The sequence below is a fragment of the Nocardia gamkensis NBRC 108242 genome, assembly GCF_001612985.1.
In the GTDB taxonomy this organism is placed as follows: Bacteria; Actinomycetota; Actinomycetes; order Mycobacteriales; family Mycobacteriaceae; genus Nocardia; species Nocardia gamkensis.
Window position 1 is genome coordinate 23,290 of record NZ_BDBM01000014.1, and the last position, 21,699, is coordinate 44,988.

At 70.1% G+C, this 21,699-nt stretch carries 21 protein-coding genes; 11 read left to right on the forward strand and 10 right to left on the reverse strand.

Going from position 1 to position 21,699, the window contains the following annotated elements:
* Positions 1 to 164: 164 nt before the first annotated feature.
* The 6 genes from NG1_RS13580 to ilvA all read left to right on the forward strand — a co-directional run bounded on the left by NG1_RS13580 (position 165) and on the right by ilvA (position 6,648).
* Positions 165 to 1,571 carry a family 2B encapsulin nanocompartment shell protein gene (locus NG1_RS13580; RefSeq protein ID WP_062970720.1) on the forward strand — a complete coding sequence of 469 codons (1,407 nt, stop codon included), beginning with the start codon at positions 165 to 167 and terminating at the stop codon, positions 1,569 to 1,571.
* 14 nt (positions 1,572 to 1,585) lie between these two features.
* Positions 1,586 to 3,118: a family 2 encapsulin nanocompartment cargo protein terpene cyclase gene (locus NG1_RS13585; protein ID WP_062970951.1), complete on the forward strand. Its 1,533-nt coding sequence runs from the start codon at positions 1,586 to 1,588 to the stop codon at positions 3,116 to 3,118.
* A 41-nt stretch (positions 3,119 to 3,159) separates the two neighbouring features.
* Complete coding sequence (locus NG1_RS13590) at positions 3,160 to 4,032, forward strand: geranyl diphosphate 2-C-methyltransferase (RefSeq protein ID WP_062970722.1); 873 nt, start codon at positions 3,160 to 3,162, stop codon at positions 4,030 to 4,032.
* A complete protein-coding gene (gene idi / locus NG1_RS13595) occupies positions 4,029 to 4,604 on the forward strand; it encodes an isopentenyl-diphosphate Delta-isomerase (RefSeq protein WP_062970724.1) in 576 nt (191 codons plus the stop codon). The genes NG1_RS13590 and idi overlap by 4 nt, the downstream gene beginning before the upstream one ends.
* Positions 4,605 to 4,891: 287 nt before the next feature.
* A complete protein-coding gene (locus NG1_RS13600) occupies positions 4,892 to 5,242 on the forward strand; it encodes a hypothetical protein (protein ID WP_062970726.1) in 351 nt (116 codons plus the stop codon).
* Positions 5,243 to 5,427: 185 nt separating this feature from the next.
* Entirely contained in the window at positions 5,428 to 6,648 is a 1,221-nt protein-coding gene (ilvA, locus tag NG1_RS13605) for a threonine ammonia-lyase (RefSeq protein WP_062970728.1), read from the forward strand.
* A gap of 94 nt (positions 6,649 to 6,742) precedes the next feature.
* Here the strand turns inward: ilvA and NG1_RS13610 are convergent, their stop codons facing one another.
* Positions 6,743 to 7,066 (reverse strand): DMT family transporter, encoded by a 324-nt coding sequence (locus tag NG1_RS13610; protein ID WP_040866129.1) that lies wholly within the window; start codon positions 7,064 to 7,066, stop codon positions 6,743 to 6,745.
* Positions 7,067 to 7,188: 122 nt separating this feature from the next.
* Between NG1_RS13610 and NG1_RS13615 the strand changes: the two genes are divergently transcribed.
* Complete coding sequence (locus NG1_RS13615; protein WP_157114041.1) at positions 7,189 to 8,451, forward strand: cytochrome P450 family protein; 1,263 nt, start codon at positions 7,189 to 7,191, stop codon at positions 8,449 to 8,451.
* Positions 8,452 to 8,514: 63 nt separating this feature from the next.
* On the opposite strand, the gene argH is transcribed toward NG1_RS13615, so the two are convergent.
* The 9 genes from argH to NG1_RS13660 form a co-directional block, all read right to left on the reverse strand.
* Positions 8,515 to 9,930 carry an argininosuccinate lyase gene (gene argH, locus NG1_RS13620; protein WP_062970732.1) on the reverse strand — a complete coding sequence of 472 codons (1,416 nt, stop codon included), beginning with the start codon at positions 9,928 to 9,930 and terminating at the stop codon, positions 8,515 to 8,517.
* A gap of 357 nt (positions 9,931 to 10,287) precedes the next feature.
* On the reverse strand, positions 10,288 to 11,490 hold the full coding sequence (locus NG1_RS13625; protein ID WP_040866126.1) for an argininosuccinate synthase: 1,203 nt from the start codon (positions 11,488 to 11,490) through the stop codon (positions 10,288 to 10,290).
* A 337-nt stretch (positions 11,491 to 11,827) separates the two neighbouring features.
* Positions 11,828 to 12,328 carry an arginine repressor gene (locus tag NG1_RS13630; RefSeq protein ID WP_062970734.1) on the reverse strand — a complete coding sequence of 167 codons (501 nt, stop codon included), beginning with the start codon at positions 12,326 to 12,328 and terminating at the stop codon, positions 11,828 to 11,830.
* Complete coding sequence (gene argF, locus NG1_RS13635) at positions 12,325 to 13,269, reverse strand: ornithine carbamoyltransferase (protein WP_062970736.1); 945 nt, start codon at positions 13,267 to 13,269, stop codon at positions 12,325 to 12,327. The genes NG1_RS13630 and argF overlap by 4 nt, the downstream gene beginning before the upstream one ends.
* Entirely contained in the window at positions 13,266 to 14,468 is a 1,203-nt protein-coding gene (locus NG1_RS13640) for an acetylornithine transaminase (protein ID WP_062970738.1), read from the reverse strand. Before NG1_RS13640 ends, argF begins: the two co-directional genes overlap by 4 nt.
* The gene (argB, locus tag NG1_RS13645; RefSeq protein WP_062970740.1) at positions 14,465 to 15,400 is read right to left on the reverse strand and encodes an acetylglutamate kinase; all 936 of its coding nucleotides are present in this window, start codon (positions 15,398 to 15,400) and stop codon (positions 14,465 to 14,467) included. The genes NG1_RS13640 and argB overlap by 4 nt, the downstream gene beginning before the upstream one ends.
* On the reverse strand, positions 15,397 to 16,614 hold the full coding sequence (gene argJ, locus NG1_RS13650; RefSeq protein ID WP_062970742.1) for a bifunctional glutamate N-acetyltransferase/amino-acid acetyltransferase ArgJ: 1,218 nt from the start codon (positions 16,612 to 16,614) through the stop codon (positions 15,397 to 15,399). Before argJ ends, argB begins: the two co-directional genes overlap by 4 nt.
* On the reverse strand, positions 16,611 to 17,669 hold the full coding sequence (gene argC, locus NG1_RS13655; protein WP_084498900.1) for an N-acetyl-gamma-glutamyl-phosphate reductase: 1,059 nt from the start codon (positions 17,667 to 17,669) through the stop codon (positions 16,611 to 16,613). Before argC ends, argJ begins: the two co-directional genes overlap by 4 nt.
* Positions 17,670 to 17,805: 136 nt before the next feature.
* Positions 17,806 to 18,513 (reverse strand): ArsR/SmtB family transcription factor, encoded by a 708-nt coding sequence (locus NG1_RS13660; RefSeq protein ID WP_062970953.1) that lies wholly within the window; start codon positions 18,511 to 18,513, stop codon positions 17,806 to 17,808.
* A gap of 64 nt (positions 18,514 to 18,577) precedes the next feature.
* Between NG1_RS13660 and NG1_RS13665 the strand changes: the two genes are divergently transcribed.
* The 4 genes from NG1_RS13665 to NG1_RS13680 all read left to right on the forward strand — a co-directional run bounded on the left by NG1_RS13665 (position 18,578) and on the right by NG1_RS13680 (position 21,687).
* The gene (locus tag NG1_RS13665; RefSeq protein WP_245659892.1) at positions 18,578 to 19,414 is read left to right on the forward strand and encodes an isocitrate lyase/PEP mutase family protein; all 837 of its coding nucleotides are present in this window, start codon (positions 18,578 to 18,580) and stop codon (positions 19,412 to 19,414) included.
* Positions 19,415 to 19,508: 94 nt separating this feature from the next.
* Complete coding sequence (locus NG1_RS13670) at positions 19,509 to 20,093, forward strand: dihydrofolate reductase family protein (protein WP_062970749.1); 585 nt, start codon at positions 19,509 to 19,511, stop codon at positions 20,091 to 20,093.
* Positions 20,094 to 20,106: 13 nt separating this feature from the next.
* Positions 20,107 to 20,442, forward strand: coding sequence for a YciI family protein (locus NG1_RS13675; RefSeq protein WP_062970751.1), 336 nt, complete (start codon positions 20,107 to 20,109; stop codon positions 20,440 to 20,442).
* A gap of 3 nt (positions 20,443 to 20,445) precedes the next feature.
* The gene (locus NG1_RS13680; RefSeq protein ID WP_062970753.1) at positions 20,446 to 21,687 is read left to right on the forward strand and encodes an RNA polymerase sigma factor; all 1,242 of its coding nucleotides are present in this window, start codon (positions 20,446 to 20,448) and stop codon (positions 21,685 to 21,687) included.
* Positions 21,688 to 21,699 lie beyond the last annotated feature (12 nt).

Consider the following 21,699-nt stretch of genomic DNA (forward strand, 5'->3'; position numbering starts at 1 on the left):
GCCGTGGCGCGTAGGCAATTTCGTTCGATGAGCTCTCCGCGGGCATGCCCGCTGCTGTTTGATGTGAACACCCAGCGACTCTGAACTATCGACGACTTCTCGATTTCCCCTGCCCCAAAACCCGTCACCATGTCTCGGTGGCCGTCTCGAGGTGAGGACCACGCATGACCATAGAAATGCCAGTCCAAACGGAAAACAACGTGCGCAAGAGCCTGAGTACCAGCACGGCCGGCCTGCTCGCGCACACCACCAAATCCGAACCGCAGATGCAGGGCATCAGCTCGCGGTGGCTCACGCGCGCGCTGCCATGGACGCAGGTCAACGGCGGGGTGTACCGCGTGAACCGCCGCCTCACCCATACGGTGGGCAATGGTGAGGTGGAATTCGTCATCGACGGGTCCACCGCTCGGGTCATTCCCCTGGAATTGCAAGAGCTTCCGGCACTGCGCGGCTTCGGCGACGAGGACGTGCTGCGCGGCCTCGCAGACCGTTTCGAACAGCGTGATCTCGAACCGGGCACTGTAGTAGCGGAATTCGGAAATCCGATGGATCAGGTTCTGCTGATCGTGCACGGCAAATTGAGCAAGATCGGGTCGGGTGAGTACGGCGAGCAGACGAAGCTCGGAATCCTGGGTGGCGGCGACTTCTTCGGCGATACGATACTCACCGAGCCATCGGCGATCTGGCCGGTCACGATCAAGACGGTCACGCCGACGACCATGCTGGTCCTCCCGCGGCGATCGCTGACCGAGTTCATCGACAGCGCTCCGGCACTGCGCGAGCAACTCTCCCGCGTCGCCTCCGCGCCCACGCGTCCGCAGAACCACAAAGGCGAGGCGGACATCGAGGTCGCCTCGGGTCACTCCGGCGAGCCGCTGCTGGAAGGCACGTTCGTCGACTACGACGCCTCCCCGCGCCAGTACGAACTCAGCCTCGCGCAGAGCGTGCTGCGGGTGCACACCCGCGTCGCCGATCTGTTCAACGACCCGATGAACCAGGTCGAGCAGCAGCTGCGCCTGACCATCGAAGCGCTCTACGAACGGCGCGAATACGACCTGGTCAACAACCCCGACTTCGGCCTGCTGCACAACTGCGACCTGAAACAGCGCATCTACGCCGAGTCCGGCGCGCCCACCCCGGACGACATGGACGAACTGCTCAGCATGCGGCGCAGCACGAAATTTTTCCTGGCCCATCCGAAGGCGATCGCCGCGTTCGGACGCGAATGCACCAAGCGGGGGCTCTACCCCGACCCGGTCGAGGTGGACGGGCACCGCGTTCCGGCATGGCGGGGCGTGCCGATCTTCCCCTGCGGCAAGATCCCGATCAGCGACACCCAGACCACGTCGATCCTGGCCATGCGCACCGGCGAGAAGGACCAGGGCGTCATCGGCCTGCACCAGACCGGGATCCCGGACGAATACGAGCCGAGCCTCAACGTGCGCTTCAAGGGCATCGATGACCAGTCGATCATCTCCTACCTGGTCAGCTGCTATTACTCGGCCGCCGTCCTGGTACCGGATGCCCTCGGCGTGCTCGGCAACGTCCTGGTCGCCCGGCAGGCCGACTGACCGGGGTGATGGGCATGTCGGTGCTCTCCCGCGCCGCGGCGGCGCATGCCACCGATGAGGTGGCCGCCACCGTCGTCGCGCTACTCACCAACACCCGGACGACCGCTCCGTCCGAGCTCTTCTCTCCGAAAGCAACTGAACTGCAAGGGATTTCGGGTTCGGATGAACTGTCGGGTGTGACGCCTCGCGGGCTGCTCGGCCCGTCCGGCCTGGGTGCCGCCGCGCTGCTGCTTCCGGGCAGCCCGGACCGTGCCACGACGCCCGCCGTCACATCGGCCGCTGCCCTGGCGGCCGCCACCGACGGCATGGGGGTAGTGCCGGGACCGATTCCGGTAGCGGGACGGAACCCGTTGCCGACCGCACCACGCATTCCGTCCGGCCCCACCGGGCTCGGCACCGCGTCCGCGTTCCTCGGACGACATGGCATCGCCGCAACGCCACGCACGGCCACGCATGCGGCGCCCGCCCCGCGAACCGGGTCGGACTCCGCTCGCGGTCCCGCACTTGTTCCGCGGGGGCCGAGCGGCCCGGGCACCGCGACGGTGGACCGGGACCGCCCGGATCCGATTCCGCCGCTGTACTGCCCGCCGCCCCTGCGGGACGATCCTGCGCTCGCAGAGGCGGTCAACACCGGGATCGTGGACTGGGCCGAAGAGATCGGGCTGTACCAAGGTCGGCTGGACGAACTGCGCGACGCCGATTTCGGCCGGCTGATCATGCTCGCCCACCCTGACTGCGACGACGCCGATCGCCTGCTGGCGGCGGCGAAGTGCGCGGTCTCGGAATGGTCGGTGGACGACTACTACTGCGAGGAGGATGCCGACGACCGGGCTCCGGACGGCACCCCCTCCAGCGCCGAGGCGGAGTTGGGTCCCCGGCTCGAATTGGCCGCCGCGGCCATGGATCCGGTCCACCTTCCCGCGCGTTACGCCGCCGAACTCGAGGCGGCCCTCGAGGCCGACCCGATCCTGCGCGCGTTTCGCACGTCCTTCGACCATATGGCTCGCTACGCGCGCCCGGCGCAGCTGGCCCGGCTGCGCACCGAGATCGCGGGCTGGTTCATCGCGCTCGGTGCGGAAGCGGGGTGGCGCGCGGCCGGGCGGATGCCGCCGGTATGGGAGTACCTGACCAACCGGCAACCGCACAGTTTCCTGCCGTGCATGGCACCGACCGACGTGCTGGGCGGATACGAGCTGCACGCCGCGGAGTACACCGCCCCCGCGGTGCGCCGCGTCGTCACCACGGCGGCGCTGGCCAGTCAGATGGTCAACGACCTGTACTCGATGGCTCGCGAGGACCTGTCCAACGGCAGGGAGTTCAATCTGCCGACCGTCCTCGCCGCCGAGGAGCGCTGCTCGCGCCGCGAGGCCGTGCTGCGCACCGCCGAGGTGCACGACGAGCTGGTGCACCGGTTCGAACGGGAGGCGGCGCCGTTGGCCGCGGCGGGGTCGCCGGAACTACGCCGCTTCCTCACCGGCCTGTGGGCGTGGATGGGAGGAAACCGCGCCTGGCACGCCGACAGCAAACGCTATCGCGACCCGCAGTGAAAGCAATGAAGCAGTACCGCACCGAGAGAGGGTGATCGCGCATGACCATGCTCAACCCGGAGACCGGGACCGTTCTGCGTACCAGCTACCAGAAGTCTGTCGCCGCGTACTGGAACAACAACCCGAACGACGACCGGGTCAACACCAAACTCGGTGAGGTCGACGGGCTTTACCACCATCACTACGGCATCGGCGACCCGGACCTGTCGGTGCTGACCGGTCCGGAGGACACCCGAGAGGAACGTCTCGTCACCGAACTGCATCGACTGGAGACCGCACAGGCCGATTTCCTGCTCGACCATCTCGGCGACGTCCGGCCCGGCGACCGGCTGATGGACGGCGGCTCCGGCCGCGGCGGCACCAGCTTCATGGCCAATCAGCGCTTCGGCTGTCAGGTCGACGGCGTGACCATCTCCGAGTATCAGGTGGGCTTCGCCAACGACCAGGCCGGGCATCGCGGCATCGCGGACAAGGTGAGGTTCCACTTCCGCAACATGCTGGACACCGGCTTCGAGTCCGGTTCCATGCGCGGCATCTGGACCAACGAGACCACCATGTACGTGGACCTGTTCGATCTGTTCCGCGAGTTCTCCCGGCTGCTGGAGCCGGGCGGGCGCTACGTGTGCATCACCGGCTGCTCCAACGACGTGACCGGTGGCCGATCGTCCTCGGTGAGCTGGATCGACGCGCACTACGGCTGCATGATCCATCCGCGCAGCGAGTACTTCCGCGCCATGGCCGAGAACAACCTGGTGCCCATCGCCGTGACCGACCTCACCGCGGCGACCATCCCGTACTGGGAGCTGCGCACGAAATCCGAGCTCGCCACGGGTGTCGAGAAGCCGTTCCTCACCGCCTATCGGGAGGGCAGCTTCCAGTACCTGCTCATAGCCGCCGATAAGGTGGGAAGGTGACCGACGCCCTCGCCCAGCCGCACACCGACCGCGAGGCCCTGCCCGTCGAGCTCGTCGACGACGTGGGCCGCGCGGTCGGCGCGTGCTCGGTCGCGGAGGCCCACCTGGCCCCGGGACGGCTGCACCGCGCGTTCTCCGTGTTGCTGTTCGACTCGGCGGGCCGCGTGCTGCTGCAGCAGCGCGCGGCGGTGAAGACCAGGTTCCCGTCGCTGTGGGCCAACACCTGCTGCGGCCACCCCGCACCGGGTGAACCGGTCGCTACCGCGGCGGGCCTGCGGCTGACGGAGGAAATGGGCCTGACCATCGCGCTCACCGAGGCGGGGATCTACCGCTACCACGCGGCAGACCTCCGCACCGGCCGCGTCGAGTCCGAATGGGACCACGTCCTGATCGGGCGGCTGGACATCGGCGCGCCTCGCCCGGACCCGGCCGAGGTCGCCGATTTCGCTTGGATCCACCCGGACGCCTTACGCGACGCGCTGGCCGACAATCCGGACGCCTACACGCCGTGGCTGGCCGGTGTCCTCGACGTCGCGGAGCACGCGCAGGTCAGAAGAATCTCGGCCCCCTGATCGTCGGCGTTCTGCACTTTTCTGGTCCGAGGCGGTCGAGCGCGTCGTCGACTGCGGCCGCGCGGCTGCCTCGGCCCAGCTTCGGACTTCGGGAAGGTCTCCCTTCCCGGCTGTGTTGCACGTCGAGTCGCCCCTTGACTCCCGGACCTGGCTACATCCATAGATGCGCATATTTCTGTAACACCATGGACGGAAACTGAGAGAACTCAAAGGAACGGCACAGGCTGCGGCCAGGACCGTTCGGCATCGTTGATGTTGTAGGAGTTCTCGGTGAAGTGAGGTGCGTGATGGTGGAATTCGAAGTCACCGGAACCAGGGTGACAGTGCACGTACTCGGTACCCATCAACTGCTGGCGCTGCGCGACCAGCTGACCTTCGACCTGTCCGACATCACCGCGCTCGGCGTGGCCGGGGTCGACCGCCGCCCGCCGTGGGTGCGCACGCCCGGCACCTTCTTCCCCGGAGTGATCGCGGCCGGGACATTCCGCGGCAAGGGCCGCAAGGAATTCTGGGACACGCGCTTCGACGGGCACGCCATCCGTATCGACTTGGCGGGCGCTGATGTCACACGGCTCGTGGTCGACGTGGCCGACCCCGACACCGAGTTGCGCAAGCTCGCCACCGCGGTGGCTGCCTGACCTGTTCGAGCGCCGTCTGCTCGCAGCGGGCCGGTGTGCGGCGGGGCGGACTCTCGCTCTGACTCACGCAGATCCGCCCAGCCGTTTCCCTGTGCGTTCGGTGATTCCCCGCACATCCGGGCCGGGGCCTGCGGGCGCGTGAGCGGTTGCCTCCGGTCCCGTCTGCCTGATGGCAGCATGACGGTATGGAGTCGGTCGATATGTCCCGGATCGAGGCGGCCGCGCGGCTGCTCGCCCCGGTGATCCGGCGCACACCGCTGCTGGCCTCGCGGGTGCTGTCCGAACGTACGGGTGCCGAGGTGTGGCTGAAGTGTGAGAACTTGCAGCGCACCGGTTCGTTCAAGCCGCGCGGCGCCTACAACCGGATCGCGAATCTGCCGCAGGAGGCGCGGGAACGCGGCGTCGTGGCCGCGAGCGCGGGTAACCATGCGCAAGGGGTCGCGTGGTCGGCGGCGGCTCTCGGCCTCACGTCGACGGTGTTCATGCCGATCGGGGCGTCGCTGCCGAAACTGATGGCCACCAAGGCGTACGGGGCGCAGGTCCGCCAAGTCGGCGAGACCATCGACGAGTCACTGGACGCCGCTCTGGAGTTCGCCGACCGGTCCGGCGCGACGCTCATCCACCCGTTCGACCATCCCGATATCGTGGCCGGTCAGGCCACCGTCGGCACGGAGATCGCGGAGCAGTTGCCGGAGGTGGGGACGGTCCTCGTACCCACCGGCGGTGGTGGGCTCTTGGCCGGCGTCGCGGTCGCGCTGCGACATCTCGCGCCGGACGTGCGCGTCATCGGCGTGCAGGCGGCGGAAGCGGCCGCCTGGCCGGACTCGCTGGCGGCGGGGCGTCCGGTCCGGGTGGAGCGGATGGCGACGATGGCCGACGGCATCGCGGTCGGCCGGCCGGGCGTGGTGCCGTTCTCCCACGTGGCGCAGCATGTTTCGGACATCGTGACGGTAGACGAGGAAGCCCTGTCGCAGGCGTTGCTGCTGTGTCTGGAACGCGCGAAGCTGATCGTCGAGCCCGCGGGTGCCGCGGCGGTCGCCGCCCTGATGAGTCGCACGCCGGAGGAACTCGGCCTGCGCGGGCCGGTCTGCGCGATCCTGTCCGGCGGCAACATCGACCCGTTGCTGCTGACCAGGGTGATCGGGCACGGGCTCAGCGCGGCAGGCCGCTACCTCGCGGTGCGCGTGACGATTTCCGATCGCCCGGGTGCGCTGGGGGCGCTGCTGGCGGTGATCGGCAAGACCAGCGCCAGCGTGGTCGACGTGGCGCATTCGCGCACCGGGACCTGGCTGGCGGTGGACGAGGTCGAGGTAGCGCTCACGCTGGAAACGCGCGGTTCCGACCATCGCGACGACGTACTCACCGCCCTCGCGAACGCCGGATACGCGGTCCGCGCCGCGGATTGACCGCGATGCCGCCCGCAGGGGCGAACCGGCCTGCGACACGGTGCCTTCGCGTCGCCCAGACGGCTTCGGGTCGCGTGCGTGCGCCGCTAGGAAGTCAATGCGCTCCCCCGAGTTCCAAGGCCAGTACGCCGAGAATCACCAGCGCGATGCCGCCGAGTTGCACGAGGGTGAGCCGCTCCTCCAGGAACAGCACGCCGATCAGGGCGATCGCGGCGACACCGACCGCCGACCAGATGCCGTAGGCCACGCCGATCGGCATGCCTCGCTTCAACGCCTGGGCCAGGAAGAAGAACGCGGCGCAATAGCCGACGACCACCACGATCGAGGGGACGAGCTTGGCGAATCCGTCGGATAGTTTCAGCGAAACGGTCGCGGTCACCTCGGAAGCGATGGCCAAGGCGAGCAGGAGCAAGGTCATTTTCGCAGCGTAGTCAGAGTCGCGGGCAGGCACAGCGGCACTCGGCCACCGGCGTAGCCGCTCCCCAGCCCCGGGGATTCGCGGCCCGGTCGCGGTGGACGGCGCGTCGATACGATCGGCCGATGCGTAGCTCGGGCGTTGCGGTGACCGGTTTTCCGTTCGATGAGGTGACGTGCAACGAGTTGCCGTACGCCGAGCGCGACGAACGGTATCGGCGATTGCACGAGTGGCCCGAGCCGAGCTATGCGCATCGGTCCGGGCTGCGGATGATCTGGAAGTACGCCGACGTACGCGAGGTGCTGGAGGCGGCCACGCCGGGCATCTCCAACGCGAATTCGCTGGACCCGCTCGTGGGTTACGCGCGGATCGCCGCGACACCGCGAGCCATCCCGCCGTTCGTCCGGCACCTGATCCCCCCGCCCGCGAAGGCGACCGCCAACCTGGCCGACGACCGGTTGCACAAGCGCGTGTGGAACACCATGGCCGGACCGTCGGGACATTTCACCATCTCCCCGGCCGATCGTCCCGCCCGGGCCGCGGCTATGGCCGAGTACTTCCACGAGGCTGTGCGCGATACGGGGTTCCGCACCGGTGCTCCGTTGGACGTGACCGCGCTATCGATCGGCTACGCGGCCCGGTCCGTCGGTGCGGCGGTCGGCCTGCCCGCCGCGGACTGGCCGCAGGTGGCCGCCTGGAGCGGAGCGCAATCGGGACTGCTCGGCCGGGTGATGCGCGGACGCGAACTGGCCGACGCGGTGAGCGCGCTCGGCTGGTTGTTCACGGTGAGCGGAGCGGCGGTGCGGGAGAGCCGGGGCAGCGAGGCGACCGGGTTCGCCCGCAGGCTGCGCGACGCCGGGCTCTCCCATCGGATCGCGGTGTCCGCCATGGCGAATTCGCTCGCCGCGGGAGTGCACACGGTCAGCGGCAGCATCCAGCAAGGCGTCCAGCGGTTGCTCGGCGATCCGGACCGCGTGTGGTGGGACCTGCTCGCCGAGCCGGACGGCGGCACCCGGGTGGCGGCGAAGATCCTGCAACTGGATCCCGGGTTGGTGGCGTGGAAACGTCAGGCCAGGACGCCGGTCGTGCTGTCCAGCGGTACGCGGCTGCCCGCGGGACCGCTGCTCGTGCTGTTCGCCGCGGCCAACCGTGACCCGGACGCCTTCCCCGACTGCCTGGCCCTGGACGGGACCGGCAAGTTGCCGTTGACCTTCGGCTTCGGCAGGCACGTGTGCCCCGGCAAGAGCATGGCGACGTTGGCCGTCGAAGTATTTCTGCGGCAGTTGCGCGAGCTGGTTCCAGAGGCCGACCTGCTGCCGGATTCCAGTGAAAGCCGGCGGCGCAGCGATCTGCTGTTCAGCGGCGCCGATATCACTGTCACCGGGTAGGTGCGCCGACAGCGATTCCCGACCGGCCGCGCCCGGCGCCGGTCCGGGCAAGCCAGTCCGGCGTCAGCCCAGCCAGTCCCGCGCCGTGGCCGCCGCCGCACGCACCTCGGCGAGCTGCGCCGCGACCTGAACACCGGCCGTGCCGCCCCGGGCGTTGCGGGACGCGATGGACCCCTGCACGGTGAGCACCTCGCGCACCTTCCCGGTCAGCGCCGGGTCGACGGCGGCGAACTCCTCGTCGGTGAGCTCGTCGAGGCCGACGCCGCGGGACTCGGCGGCGCGCACGCACGCGCCCGCCGCCTCGTGCGCGACCCGGAATGGAACGCCTTGGCGCACGAGCCATTCGGCGATATCGGTGGCCAGGGTGAAGCCGGCGGGTGCGAGTTCGGCCATGCGGTCGGTGTGGAAGGTGAGCGTCGAGACCAGGCCCGCGATGGCCGGCAGCAGCAGTTCCAGTTGCGCGACCGAGTCGAAGAGGGGTTCTTTGTCTTCTTGCAGATCGCGGTTGTAGGCCAGCGGCTGCGCTTTGAGGGTGGCCAGCAGACCGGTGAGGTTGCCGATCAACCGGCCCGCCTTGCCGCGGGTCAGCTCGGAGACGTCCGGATTCTTCTTCTGCGGCATGATCGATGAGCCGGTCGACCAGGCGTCGGCCAGCGTGACGTAGCCGAATTCCGGGGTGCTCCAGATGATCACCTCTTCGGCCATCCGGCTCAGGTCGACGCCGATCATGACCAGCACGAACGCGGCCTCGGCGGCGAAGTCCCGCGCCGAGGTGGCGTCGATGGAGTTGGCGGCCGACGCGTCGAAATCCAGTTCCGCGGCGATCGCCTCCGGGTCGAGTCCGAGCGAGGAACCCGCGAGCGCGCCGGAACCGTAGGGCGACACCGCCGCCCGGCGGTCGAAGTCGCGCAGCCGGTCGAGGTCGCGCAGCAGCGGATGGGCGTGCGCGAGCAGATGGTGCGCCAGCAGCACCGGCTGCGCCGCCTGCAAGTGCGTCTTGCCCGGCATCACGGCGTCCGGGTGCGCGGCGGCCTGCTCGACCAGTGCGTCGATCACCGCGAGCACGCCCGCGGCCACCCGGCGCACCCCGTCGCGCAGCCACATCCGGAACAGGGTGGCCACCTGGTCGTTGCGGGAACGTCCCGCCCGCAGACGTCCGCCGAGCTCCGCGCCGACCCGCTCGATGAGGCCGCGTTCCAGCGCGCCGTGCACGTCCTCGTCCGACTCGACGGGACCGAACGCGCCGGAGGCCACGTCCGCCGCGAGGCGGTCCAGCCCGTCCAGCATGCCGGACAGATCGGTGTCCGACAGCAGGCCCGCTTTGTGCAGTACCCGCGCGTGCGCTTTCGAGGCACGGATGTCATAGGGGGCCAGCGCCCAGTCGAAATGCGTCGACTTGCTCAGCGCGGCCATGGCCTCGGCCGGGCCGGAGGCGAATCGCCCGCCCCACAGCGCGCCTTGGTTCGTGCCGCCACTCATGCTCGTCCGCCTCTCCGAGTTCTCAGGCCGTACCAGTCGGGTGACTGGTGGGTTGCGTTCAGGTCCTGCGTCAGATGTCGCTCGGGTTCTGGGCGTACCCGGTGAGTTACCCATGTCCCCGCGAGATCATTGTCGCGGTCGTGGTCGTGCGTCCACGGCGGGGGTCGCCACACGTCGAAGCCTGTCTCGAGCCACGACCTCGCGCCCGGGCTGCACCCGCTGATCGCGGAGACCGATGTCGCCGGGGTCGGCGCGTCGCTGGTATGAGCGATATCGCGCATGGCCGATGCCATCTCGAGCAGCGGGCGCGGGCCGTCGGCGTGCCGGTGCGTGTCAGAGCACCGGCACGCCCGGCGCCTACTTCTGGTTGAGGTCGCGACGGGCGGCGACCTTGGAGGACAGGCCGTGGATCTGCACGAAGCCCTTGGCCAGCGACTGGTCGAAGGTGTCGCCCTCGTCATAGGTGGCCAGGTTGAAGTCGTAGAGCGACTGCTCCGAGCGGCGGCCGTTGACCACGGCGGAGCCGCCGTGCAGGACCATCCGGATGTCGCCGGACACGTGCTGCTGGGTGTCGCCGATGAAGGCGTCCAGCGCCCGCTTGAGCGGCGAGAACCAGAGGCCGTCGTAGGCCAGTTCGCCCCAGCGCTGCTCGACCTGGCGCTTGTAGCGGCCCAGCTCGCGCTCGATGGTGACGTGCTCGAGCGCCTGGTGCGCCGTGATCAGCGCGAGGGCGCCGGGCGCCTCGTAGATCTCCCGGCTCTTGATGCCGACCAGGCGGTCCTCGACCATGTCCAGCCGGCCCACGCCCTGGCGGCCCGCACGCTTGTTCAGTTCGACGATCGCCTCCAGCACGCTCACCTGGCGGCCGTCGATGGCCACCGGCACGCCCTTGTCGAAGGTGACGATCAGTTCGTCCGGCGCCTCGAAGTTGACCGTGGGGTCGGAGGTGTAGTCGTAGACGTCCTTGGTCGGGGCGTTCCACAGGTCCTCGAGGAACCCGGTCTCGACCGCGCGGCCCCAGACGTTCTGGTCGATGGAGAACGGCGACTTCTTGGTGACGTTGATCGGCAGCGAGTTCTCCTCGGCGAAGGCGATGGCCTTCTCCCGGGTCCACGCGTAGTCGCGGACCGGGGCGATCACGTTGAGGTCGGGCGCGAGCGCGCCGATGCCGACCTCGAAGCGGACCTGGTCGTTGCCCTTGCCGGTGCAGCCGTGCGCGACGGTGCTCGCGCCGTGGAACTTCGCGGCTTCGACCAGGTGCTTGACGATGAGCGGGCGGCTGATCGCCGACACCAGCGGGTACTGGCCCATGTACAGCGCGTTGGCCTGGATGGTGGGCAGGCAGTACTGCTCGGCGAACTCGTCGCGGGCGTCGATCACGATCGCCTCGACGGCGCCGCAATCCAGCGCGCGCTGGCGCACCACGTTCATGTCCTCGCCGCCCTGGCCGAGGTCGATGGCCACGGCCACCACTTCGGCGCCGGTCTCCTTGCCGATCCAGCTGATCGCGACGGAGGTGTCCAGCCCACCGGAGTAGGCGAGTACGACGCGCTCGGACATGTTCTGTGTGCTCCTCGATGGTTCGTGTGCCTGATGCGGACCGGCTTCCCGCCACAGCGGCCCGCACGTCCTGCAAATGATTATGCACGACGATGCAAGCCCATTCATAATCGGGTGGGGCGTCGCCCTGTGCTGGGACAACGGCTCCGTCTACACCCTCGCACAGCCGCCGTCCTCCGCGCTCGCGATGCCTACCCGTGGGCGAAAAGGAGCCGAAACCGCGCGCCCCGCAAGCAGGTGAGCGCCCGGCTTCGGGCCGAGCGAACCGCGCATCGGACTGCTTATCGCTGCACGTCGGGGATCAGCGACGAAGGCGAGTCGCACGGACGCGCCCGGCTCAGGCTAGTTGTTCGATCTTCGTGGCTACTTCGGCCCCGCTCAGCGGCTCGCGGGCGAAGACGGCGATGGTGTCGTCGCCCGCGATGGTGCCGACGATGTACGGCAAGGCGGCGCGGTCGAGGGCGCTGGCCAAGTAGTGCGCCGCGCCGGGCGGGGTGCGCAAGACGGCGATGTTGCCGCTGGCGTCGGTGGAGACCAGCAGATCGCCGAGCAGCTTGGACAACCGGTCGGTGCCGCCGGTGACGCCTCGGACGGGGCTGCCGTCCTCGGGCACCACGTAGACGCCCGCGCCCCCGTCGGCGGCGCGCAGCTTCACCGCGCCCAGTTCGTCCAGGTCCCGCGACAGCGTCGCCTGCGTGGTCTCGATGCCCTCGGCCGCGAGCAGCGCCGCCAGCTCGGTCTGGCTGCGCACCGCGTGCGCCGACAGCAGTTCGATGATGCGCGACTGCCGCCCGGCACGGGTGCGCGCGATGGCCGGGCCGCTTCTGACCTCGGTCACGCCGCTCCCCCGGATCGTCGCTCGAGCAGCCAGACCAGCAGCGCTTTCTGCGCGTGCAGGCGGTTCTCCGCCTCGTCCCACACCACGCTGCGCGGCCCGTCGAGCACCTCGTCGGTGACCTCTTCGCCACGGTGCGCGGGTAGGCAGTGCAGCGCCACCACGTCCGGCTTGGCGTGGGCGAGCAGATCGGCGTTGAGCTGGAACGGCCGGAACGGACCGACTCGGTCCAGGCCGTCGTTCTCCTGTCCCATGGAGGTCCAGGTATCGGTGACCAGCGCATCGGCGCCCCATGCGGCGGCGACCGGGTCGCCGGTCACCGTGACGGTGGCGCCGGTCTCGGCGGCCCGCTTGCGCGCGGCCTCCACCACCCACGGCTGGGGCTCGAACCCGGCGGGCGCGGCGATGGTCACGTTCAGCCCCGCCGTGACGCCGCCGAGCAGCAGCGAATGCGCCATGTTGTTGGCGCCGTCGCCGAAGTAGGCGAGTTCGCGTCCGGTCAGGTCGCCCTTGTGCTCGGCGAGCGTCTGCAGGTCCGCGAGCACCTGGCAGGGATGGAACTCGTCGGACAGCGCGTTGACCACCGGCACCGTCGCGGTGGCGGCCATTTCGTCCAGCCGGGACTGCTCGAAGGTGCGCCACACGATGGCGTCCACGTACCGGGACAGCACCCGGCCGGTGTCGCCGAGCGTCTCCTCCCTGCCCAGCTGGGTGTCGCGGCCGTCGACGACCACGGCGTGCCCGCCGAGCTGGGCGATGCCCATCTCGAAGGAGAACCGGGTGCGGGTGGAGTTCTTCTCGAAGATCACCCCGACGCCGCGCGGGCCCTCGAGCGGGCGGCGCGCGAAGGGTGATTTCTTGAGTTCGGCGGCGAGGGCGAGGATCTCGGCCTGCTCGGCCGGGCTGACATCGTCGTCACGCAGGAAGTGCCTCACAAGGCTCATTGCGTCGCAGCCCCTTTCGCGTCCGCGAGCGCGGCGTCGAGGATTTCCGGCAGGTCGGCGACGAAGTTGTCCGCCTGGGTCTCGGTGAGCACCAGCGGCGGCGCCAGCCGGATCACGTCGGGCTTGGCCGGGTTGACCAGATAGCCCGCCTCCCGCGCCCGCGCCTCGATGTGCGCGGAGACCTCGTCGGTGAGCAGGATGCCCAGCAGCAGGCCCGCACCGCGCACCTGGTCGATGAGCGGGTGCTCGAGCAGCTCGATTCCGTCGCTGAGCCGCTTGCCGACCGACTCGACGTGCGAGAGCAGATCGGTCTCGTCGATCGTGCGCAGCACCGCGAGCGCCGCCGCCGCGCACACCGGATTGCCGCCGAAGGTGGTGCCGTGCATGCCGGGGGTGAGCAGATCGGCCGCGCGGCCGTTGGCCAGCACCGCACCGATGGGCAGTCCACCGCCGAGGCCCTTGGCCAGCGTGATCACGTCGGGCACGATGCCGACGGCCTGGTGGGCGTAGAACTTCCCGGTCCGGCCGATGCCGGTCTGCACCTCGTCCAGCACCAACAGCGCACCCTTGCGCGCGGTGATCTCCCGCGCCTTGGCGAGGTAGTCGAACGGCGGAACGACCACACCGCTCTCCCCCATCATCGGCTCGAGGAACACCGCCGCGGTGTGCTCGTCGACCGCGGCTTCCAGTGCCGCGGCGTCACCGTAGGGCACGTGCACGACACCGGGCGGCATCGGTTCGAAAGGGGTGCGCTTGGACGGCTGCCCGGTGAGGGCGAGCGCGCCCATGGTGCGGCCGTGGAACGCCTCCTCGCAGGCGACGATCTTGGGCCGCCCGGTGAGCCGGGCGATCTTGAACGCCGCTTCGACGGCCTCGGTGCCGGAGTTGCAGAAGAACGCCCGGCCCTCGCCGTCGCCGAAGTGCGCGAGCAACCGCTCGGCCAGCTCGACGACCGGCTCGCTGGCGTACAGATTCGACACGTGACCGAGCGTGCCGAGCTGCTGGGTGACCGCCTCCAGGATCGCCGGGTGGGCGTGGCCGAGGCTGTTGACCGCGATGCCGCCGAGGAAGTCGACGTAGCGCTTGCCGTCCGCGTCGTAGACCACGGCCCCCGCACCGCGTACCAGCGCGACCTTCGGCGTGCCGTAGTTGTTCATCAGCGCGGCGGACCACCGCTTCTGCAGTTCAGCTGTGCTCATTGTTTCGTTCCGTTCGGTGCGCCGGACCCGTTCGGGATGAGCGGGGCGGGGGTCACCATCGTTCCGATTCCTTCTCCGGTGAACAGTTCCAGCAGCACGGCGTGCGGCACCCGGCCGTCGATGACATGCGCGGTCGGTACACCGGCCGACACCGCGCGCAGACAGGCTTCCATTTTGGGCACCATGCCCGCATCCAGACGCGGGAGCAACTCGGCCAGCGCGGCCGTATCGATGCTGGAGGTGAGCGAGGACCGGTCCGGCCAGTTCGTGTACAGGCCCTCGACGTCGGTGAGCACCACCAGTTTCTCGGCGCCGATGCCCTCGGCGAGCGCCGCGGCGGCGGTGTCGGCGTTGATGTTGTGCACCACGCCCTCGGCGTCCGGCGCGATGGTCGACACCACCGGGATGCGGCCCGCGCCGATCAGGTCCAGCACGGCGTCCGGGTTCACCTCGGTGACGTCACCGACCAGGCCGATGTCGGTCGGCTCGCCGTCCACCTCGACGGTGCGGCGGGTCGCGGTGAACAGCCCGGCGTCCTCACCGGAGATGCCGACCGCGTACGGGCCGTGCGAGTTGATCAGGCCGACCAGTTCGCGACCGACCTGACCGAACAGCACCATCCGCACCACGTCCATCACCTCCGGAGTGGTCACCCGGAAGCCGCCGCGGAATTCGCCTTGCAGGCCGAGCTTCTTCAGCATCGCGCTGATCTGCGGGCCGCCGCCGTGCACCACCACCGGGTGCACGCCGACCGTGCGCAGGAACGCCATGTCGGCGGCGAAGGCCTGCTTGAGGTGATCGTCGATCATGGCGTTGCCGCCGTACTTCACGACGACGATCTTGTCCCGGAACTTCTGCAACCACGGCAGGGCGTCGGCCAGGACGTGCGCCTTGTCCAGCGCGGAGAGCGAATGCAGCACCTGACTGGTCATGAGCTGTAGGCCGAGTTCTCTTCGACGTAACCGTGCGACAGGTCGGTGGTGCGGATGCTCGCGCTCGCCGACCCGACGTTCAGCTCGATCAGCACCTCGATGTCGGTGCCGGACAGGTCGACCGCACGGGCGCCGGGCGCGCCGACGCCATCGATGCACACCGGCTTGCCGTTGAACGACACCGAGATCCGGTTCGGGTCGAGCGTGACCGGTGCCATGCCGACCGCGGCGAGCACCCGGCCCCAGTTCGGGTCCGACCCGAACAGCGCCGTCTTGACCAGGCTGTCGCGGGCGACGGTGCGCGCCGCGGCGACGGCCTCGTCCTCGGTGGCCGCGCCCGCCACGGTGACCAGCACCCGCTTGGTGACGCCCTCCGCGTCGGCCATCAGCTGGGCGGCCAGGTCGTCGCAGACCGCGAGCACGGCGGCGTCGAACTCCTCCTGGGCGGGCGTGACTTCGCTGGCGCCGTTGGCCAGCAGCAGCACGGTGTCGTTGGTGGAGCAGGAGCCGTCCACGTCGAGCCGGTCGAAGGTTCGCGCGGTGGCGTTGCGCAGCGCTCGGTCGAGCTGCTCGGCGGTCACCGCCGCGTCGGTGGTGAGCACCACCAGCATGGTGGCCAGCGAAGGCGCGAGCATGCCCGCGCCCTTCGCCATGCCGCCGACGTTCCACTTGTCGCGGTGATGGAACGCCGCCTCCTTGGGCACGGTGTCGGTGGTCATGATGGCCCAGGCGGCATCCGAGCCGCCGGACAGTCCGCCGCCCATCTCGTGCACGATCTCGGTGACGGCGGGGAGCAGTTTGTCCATCGGGAGCCGGTCGCCGATCAGTCCGGTCGAGCAGACGGCGATCTCACCCGCGCCGGTCTCGGTGCCCCAATTGCTCAGCGCGGCGGCGAGTTCCTCGGCGGTCTTGTGGGTGTCCTGGAATCCGCCAGGGCCGGTGCAGGCATTGGCGCCGCCCGAGTTCAGGATCACCGCGCGCAGCCGCTTGCCGGTCAGCACTTGCTGAGACCACAGCACCGGAGCGGCCTTCACCTTGTTGCGGGTGAACACACCCGCGGCCGGGTACTCCGGACCTTCGTTGAACACCAGCGCCAGATCGGGCTTGCCGCTGGCCTTGATGCCCGCGGCGATGCCCGCCGCGCGGAAGCCGAGCGGGGCGGTCACGCCCTGCGTGCGGACCAGCTTGCCGTCGGCGATGTCGACTGTCGTCACGGTGCCACTCCTACGGTGGAAAGTCCTTCGGTCTCCTCGAATCCGAGGGCCAGATTCATCGATTGGACCGCGGCGCCCGCGGTGCCCTTGGTCAAGTTGTCGATCGCGCCGATCACCACGAGCAGGCCCGCGTCGGCGTCCACCGCGACCTGCAGGGTCACGGCGTTGGAGCCGAGCACCGAACCGGTCTGCGGCAGCGTGCCCTCCGGCAGCAGGTGCACGAAAGGCTCGTCGGCATAGGCTTTCTCGTAGACGGCGCGCGCCTGCGCGGCGTCCACGCGCGTGGGCGCGGTGCAGGTGGCGAGGATGCCGCGCGGCATCGGCGCGAGGACCGGTGTGAACGACACCGCGACGTCCGTGCCGCCCGCCGCCGTCAGGTTCTGCGCGATCTCCGGTGTGTGCCGGTGCGCGCCCGCGATCCCGTAGGCCCGCGCCGAACCCATCACCTCCGACCCCAGCAGGCCGATGTCCAGCTTGCGGCCCGCGCCGGAGGCGCCGCTCACCGCGACCACGTGCACGGCGGGCTCCACGATGCCCGCGGCGACGGCCGGAGCCAGCGCGAGGCTGGCGACGGTCGGATAGCAGCCGGGGACCGCGATCCGCGTCGCGCCGCGCAACTTCTCCCGGCCGCCGGGCAGCTCGGGCAGACCGTAGGGCCAGCTGCCCGCGTGCGGGCTGCCGTAGTATTTCTCCCAGGCCTTCGGGTCGGTGAGGCGGAAGTCGGCGCCGCAGTCGATGACCACCGTGGACTCGGGGAGTTCGGCGGCGATGGCCGCCGACTGACCGTGCGGCAGGCCGAGGAAGACCACATCGTGGCCGGCCAGCTCGGCGGTCGTGGTCGATGCGAGCACCCGGTCGGCCAGCGGCAGCAGATGCGGCTGCAACTCTCCCAGAGCGGTACCTGCGTTCGAGCCCGCGGTCAGCGCCCCGATGACGAGGCGCCCGGTTCGGTAGGCCGGATGCCCCAGCAGCAGACGCAACACTTCGCCGCCCGCGTACCCGCTGGCACCGGCTACCGCGACCCGCACGACGGGTCCGACCGAGGAATCAACCATGTGATGATTATGCATGACTATGCAAGCTCATTCACAGCCTGGTCGCCGCGAGCGTGGTCACGAGGACCTGATACCCACCCGGTCCGCGCGCAAACGGCATGGCGGCCCGAATCCCGCCCAGCCGGTTCGTCGCAGGTCAGCGCAGTGCGAGCGGGTCGATGTCCAGTGCTTGCGCCAATCCGGCTTCGCCCAGCGCGGTGACGCGCACGGCGCGGCCGCTGCCGACGCTCTCGATCCACCGCATCTCTTTCAGGCGGCGGCACAGTTGCGCGCCCGCCGAGCCGCCCAGATGGACTCGGCGTTCGGTCCAATCGAGACAGGGCCGCGCCACCGGGCGGCGCGTGGCGCGCAACGCGGCAGGGTCGATGCCCATCGGCCCGGTGAGCCACGCCGCGCCGGACCCGGTCAGGGCGAAACCACCGTCACCGCTGAGCAGACCGCGCGCTGTCATGGCGTCGGTGACGGCCACGCCCAGGCGTCCCGCGAGATGGTCGTAGCAGGTGCGGCCCCGGGCCAGCCCGGCCGCGACGGTGGCGGTGCGCAGCCCGGTGACCGGTGCGGCGGGCGGGCCGAGATGGGCGACCATGGTCTCGAGCAACTCCGCGACCTGCGGGCCTGCCAGCCGCAGATAGCGGTGCCTGCCCTGCCGGTGCTCGACGACCAGCCCGCCGTCGCGCAGGCGGTCCAGATGCTCGGTGGCGGTGGACGGCGCGACGCCGGTGTGGCGCGCGAGTTCGCCCGCGGTCCAGGCCCGCCCGTCCACCAGCGCCAGGCAGATGTCGGCGCGGGTGCGGTCGGCAAGCAGTGCGGCCAAGCCCGCCAGTTCGGTTCCTCTGGTCGGCACCACACCATCATGGCGGGCCGTCGTTTCGGCGCTCACCGAAATGTCCCGTGGCTACGGTCGCGGCATGACTTCGTCTTCTGCGGCGGCGACCCCGCCGGCCATGTTCGAGATCTTCCGCGGCCTGCACCACCGCGACCGTCCCCTCGTCCTGCCGAACGCCTGGGACTTCGCCTCGGGCGCCCTGCTGGCCAACGAGGGATTCGCGGCGATCGGCACCACCAGCTTGGGCGTGGCCGCCGCGGCCGGGCGCGCCGACGGCGCGGGCGTCACGAAGGCGGAGACGTTCGCCTCGGCCCGGCGCCTCGCGCGGCTGCCGATCCCGGTCACCGTGGACATCGAGGCCGGGTTCGACGAGCGGCCCGGCGCGGTCGCGGATTTCGCCGAACAGCTCGCGGCCTGCGGGATCGCGGGCGTCAACCTGGAAGACGGCCGCCTCGGATCGGCGCTCGCCGCGCCCGAGCACCAGGCGGCGCTGATCGCGGCGGTCAAGGAGCGCACACCGGAACTGTTCGTCAATGCTCGCGTCGACACCTACTGGCTGGGGCTCGATCACGGCTCCACCCACGATCGCGTACGCCGGTATGCCGCGGCCGGAGCCGACGGCGCCTTCGTGCCCGGCCTGACCGACCCGGCGCGTATCGAGCGGGTGGTGGCGGCGAGCGAAGTGCCCGTGAACGTCCTCTATTCGGCCGAAGGTCCGGGCCTCGCGACGCTGACCGAGCTGGGCGTGCGCCGGATCAGCACCGGGTCGCTGCTGTACCGGGCTGCGCTGTCGGCCGCGTTGGACGTCGCACGCGCCGTGCGGCACGACGCCTCCGTTCCGCCGGGAATCGTCGGCTACGCCGAGATCCAACGTCTCTTGCCCGCGCCCGTCGAGGCTTCTCGCGGCTGTTCATCATGAGCGAAGATTTTTTTCGGCGACGCTGTCGATCCGCCGGGGGCCCGTTCGTGTAGATGGTGCGACCGGCGCCGCGCCGGTCCCGGAAGGAGCGGAGATGAGCAAGATCATCGCGGTGGAGCACCTGACGCTGGACGGCGTCATGCAGGCGCCCGGGCGGACGGACGAGGACATCCGAGACGGATTCGCGCACGGCGGCTGGGCGCACCGGCACGACGACCCGGTGCAGGCCGAGGTCATGGGCAGGCACATGGCGGCGAACCGCGGCGCGCTGCTGCTCGGCAGGCGTACCTACGAGGACTTCGCGGGATACTGGCCGCGACAGGTCGGCAACCCGATGGCCGATGCGCTGGACAAGACCGAGAAGTTCGTCGCTTCCCGCACCGGAAGCGGGCCGCTGGCCTGGCAGAACTCGACATGGCTCTGCGGCGACGCGGTGACGGCGGTCCCCGAGTTGCGGCGGCGGGAACCGGACCGGAATCTGGTGGTGCTCGGCAGTGGTGACCTGTTGCGCTCGCTGATGCGCCACGATCTGGTGGACGAGTACCTCCTGTTGATCCACCCCTTGGTACTCGGTTCGGGCCGCCGATTGTTCGACGGCGTGGCGCTGGGCGGCTTGCGGACGACCGACACGGTGACGACCGGAACCGGTGTCGTCATCACCACCTACCGGCGCGGATGAGGAGGACGACGCGATGAAGCACTACTTGCTCAGCATCTACCAGCCCGACGCGGGGGCGCCGGAGAACCTGGACGAGATCATGCGCGAACTCGGCGCGCTGAACGACGAGATGCGGGCGGCGGGAACCTGGGTGTTCGCCGCCGGTCTGCACGCGCCCGGCACCGCGACCGTGTTGCACGCCCGCGGCGAGGACGTGCTGATCACCGACGGCCCGTACGTCGAAGGCAAGGAGCACATCGGCGGTTTCACCGTCATCCGCGCCGCCGATCTCGACGAAGCGCTGGAATGGGGCCGCAAGCTCACCGCCGTCGTCGGCCTGCCCGTCGAGGTCCGTCCGATCCAGGACTGACAGATGGGCGAACCCGTGACCGGCTCGGTGATCGAAACGGTCTTCGCGCGGCATTACGGCCGTGCGGTCGCGAGCCTGATCCGCGTCTTCGGCGACATCGGCGTCGCCGAGGACGCGGTGCAGGACGCCTTCACCGCCGCCGTCCAGCGTTGGCCCGCCGACGGTCTCCCGCCGAGCCCGCCCGGCTGGATCATCACCACCGCGCGTAACCGGGCCATCGACCGCCTGCGCCGCGAGGCCTCCCGCGCGGACCGGCACGCGCAGGCCGCCCTCCTGCATGCCGAGGACGAGCCGGAGGAGGCGGTGAGCGCCGTGCGCGACGACCGGCTGCGGTTGATCTTCACCTGCTGCCACCCCGCTCTGGCGCCGGAGGCGCAGGTGGCGCTGACTCTGCGGCTGCTCGGGGGGTTGAGCACCGCCGAGATCGCCCGCGCGTTCCTGGTCTCCGAAACCACCATGGCGCAGCGCCTCGTTCGCGCCAAGGGCAAGATCCGCGACGCCCGCATCCCGTACCGGGTGCCCGCCGACGCGGACCTGCCCGCCCGGCTGCGCGCGGTACTCGCCGTCGTGTACCTGATCTTCACCGAGGGACACACGGCCTCATCCGGTGCCCAGCTGGTCAGGACCGATCTCTGCGCCGAGGCGATTCGCCTGGGCCGCTTGCTGGCAGAGCTGATGCCGGACGAGCCCGAGGTGACCGGCCTGCTCGCGCTGATGCTGCTGAGCGAGTCCCGCCGGAAGGCCCGCACCGGCCCCGACGGCTCCCTGATCCCCCTCGCGGAACAGGATCGCAGCCGATGGGACCGCGACCTCGTCGCCGAGGGGCACGCGCTCGTGCGGCAGTGCCTGCGCCGCAACCGGCCGGGGCCGTATCAGTTGCAGGCGGCGATCAACGCGGTGCACGCCGACGCGGTGATCGCGGCGGCCACCGACTGGACCCAGATCCTGCGGCTCTACGACCAGCTCACCGCGCTCACACCGAGCCCGGTCGTCGCCCTCAATCGCGCGGTGGCGGTCGCCGAAGTGGACGGTCCTGCGACGGCGTTGGAATTGGTGGACGCCCTCGCTCTCGAGCGATACCACCTGTTCCACGCCATCCGCGCGAGCCTGCTGGCCCGTCTCGGGCGCACCGCGGACGCCGTCGCCGCCTACGACGCCGCCCTCGACCGCACCGACAACGCGGCCGAACGAAATTTCCTGACGCGTCGGCGCGCCGAGCTCGGCAAAGGTGAACCGAACCGGTAGCGATGCGATCCG

Coding starts and splice junctions, on each gene's coding strand:
- NG1_RS13670 (WP_062970749.1), top strand. CDS start 19,509: ATGAGCAAGATCATCGCGGTGGAGCACCTGACGCTGGACGGCGTCATG.
- NG1_RS13615 (WP_157114041.1), top strand. CDS start 7,189: ATGCGTAGCTCGGGCGTTGCGGTGACCGGTTTTCCGTTCGATGAGGTG.
- NG1_RS13600 (WP_062970726.1), top strand. CDS start 4,892: ATGGTGGAATTCGAAGTCACCGGAACCAGGGTGACAGTGCACGTACTC.
- argF (WP_062970736.1), bottom strand. CDS start 13,269: ATGAGCCTTGTGAGGCACTTCCTGCGTGACGACGATGTCAGCCCGGCC.
- NG1_RS13580 (WP_062970720.1), top strand. CDS start 165: ATGACCATAGAAATGCCAGTCCAAACGGAAAACAACGTGCGCAAGAGC.
- NG1_RS13640 (WP_062970738.1), bottom strand. CDS start 14,468: ATGAGCACAGCTGAACTGCAGAAGCGGTGGTCCGCCGCGCTGATGAAC.
- NG1_RS13665 (WP_245659892.1), top strand. CDS start 18,578: ATGACTTCGTCTTCTGCGGCGGCGACCCCGCCGGCCATGTTCGAGATC.
- argB (WP_062970740.1), bottom strand. CDS start 15,400: ATGACCAGTCAGGTGCTGCATTCGCTCTCCGCGCTGGACAAGGCGCAC.
- NG1_RS13675 (WP_062970751.1), top strand. CDS start 20,107: ATGAAGCACTACTTGCTCAGCATCTACCAGCCCGACGCGGGGGCGCCG.
- NG1_RS13625 (WP_040866126.1), bottom strand. CDS start 11,490: ATGTCCGAGCGCGTCGTACTCGCCTACTCCGGTGGGCTGGACACCTCC.
- NG1_RS13590 (WP_062970722.1), top strand. CDS start 3,160: ATGACCATGCTCAACCCGGAGACCGGGACCGTTCTGCGTACCAGCTAC.
- argC (WP_084498900.1), bottom strand. CDS start 17,669: ATGGTTGATTCCTCGGTCGGACCCGTCGTGCGGGTCGCGGTAGCCGGT.
- ilvA (WP_062970728.1), top strand. CDS start 5,428: ATGGAGTCGGTCGATATGTCCCGGATCGAGGCGGCCGCGCGGCTGCTC.
- NG1_RS13610 (WP_040866129.1), bottom strand. CDS start 7,066: ATGACCTTGCTCCTGCTCGCCTTGGCCATCGCTTCCGAGGTGACCGCG.
- argH (WP_062970732.1), bottom strand. CDS start 9,930: ATGAGTGGCGGCACGAACCAAGGCGCGCTGTGGGGCGGGCGATTCGCC.
- NG1_RS13585 (WP_062970951.1), top strand. CDS start 1,586: ATGTCGGTGCTCTCCCGCGCCGCGGCGGCGCATGCCACCGATGAGGTG.
- NG1_RS13680 (WP_062970753.1), top strand. CDS start 20,446: ATGGGCGAACCCGTGACCGGCTCGGTGATCGAAACGGTCTTCGCGCGG.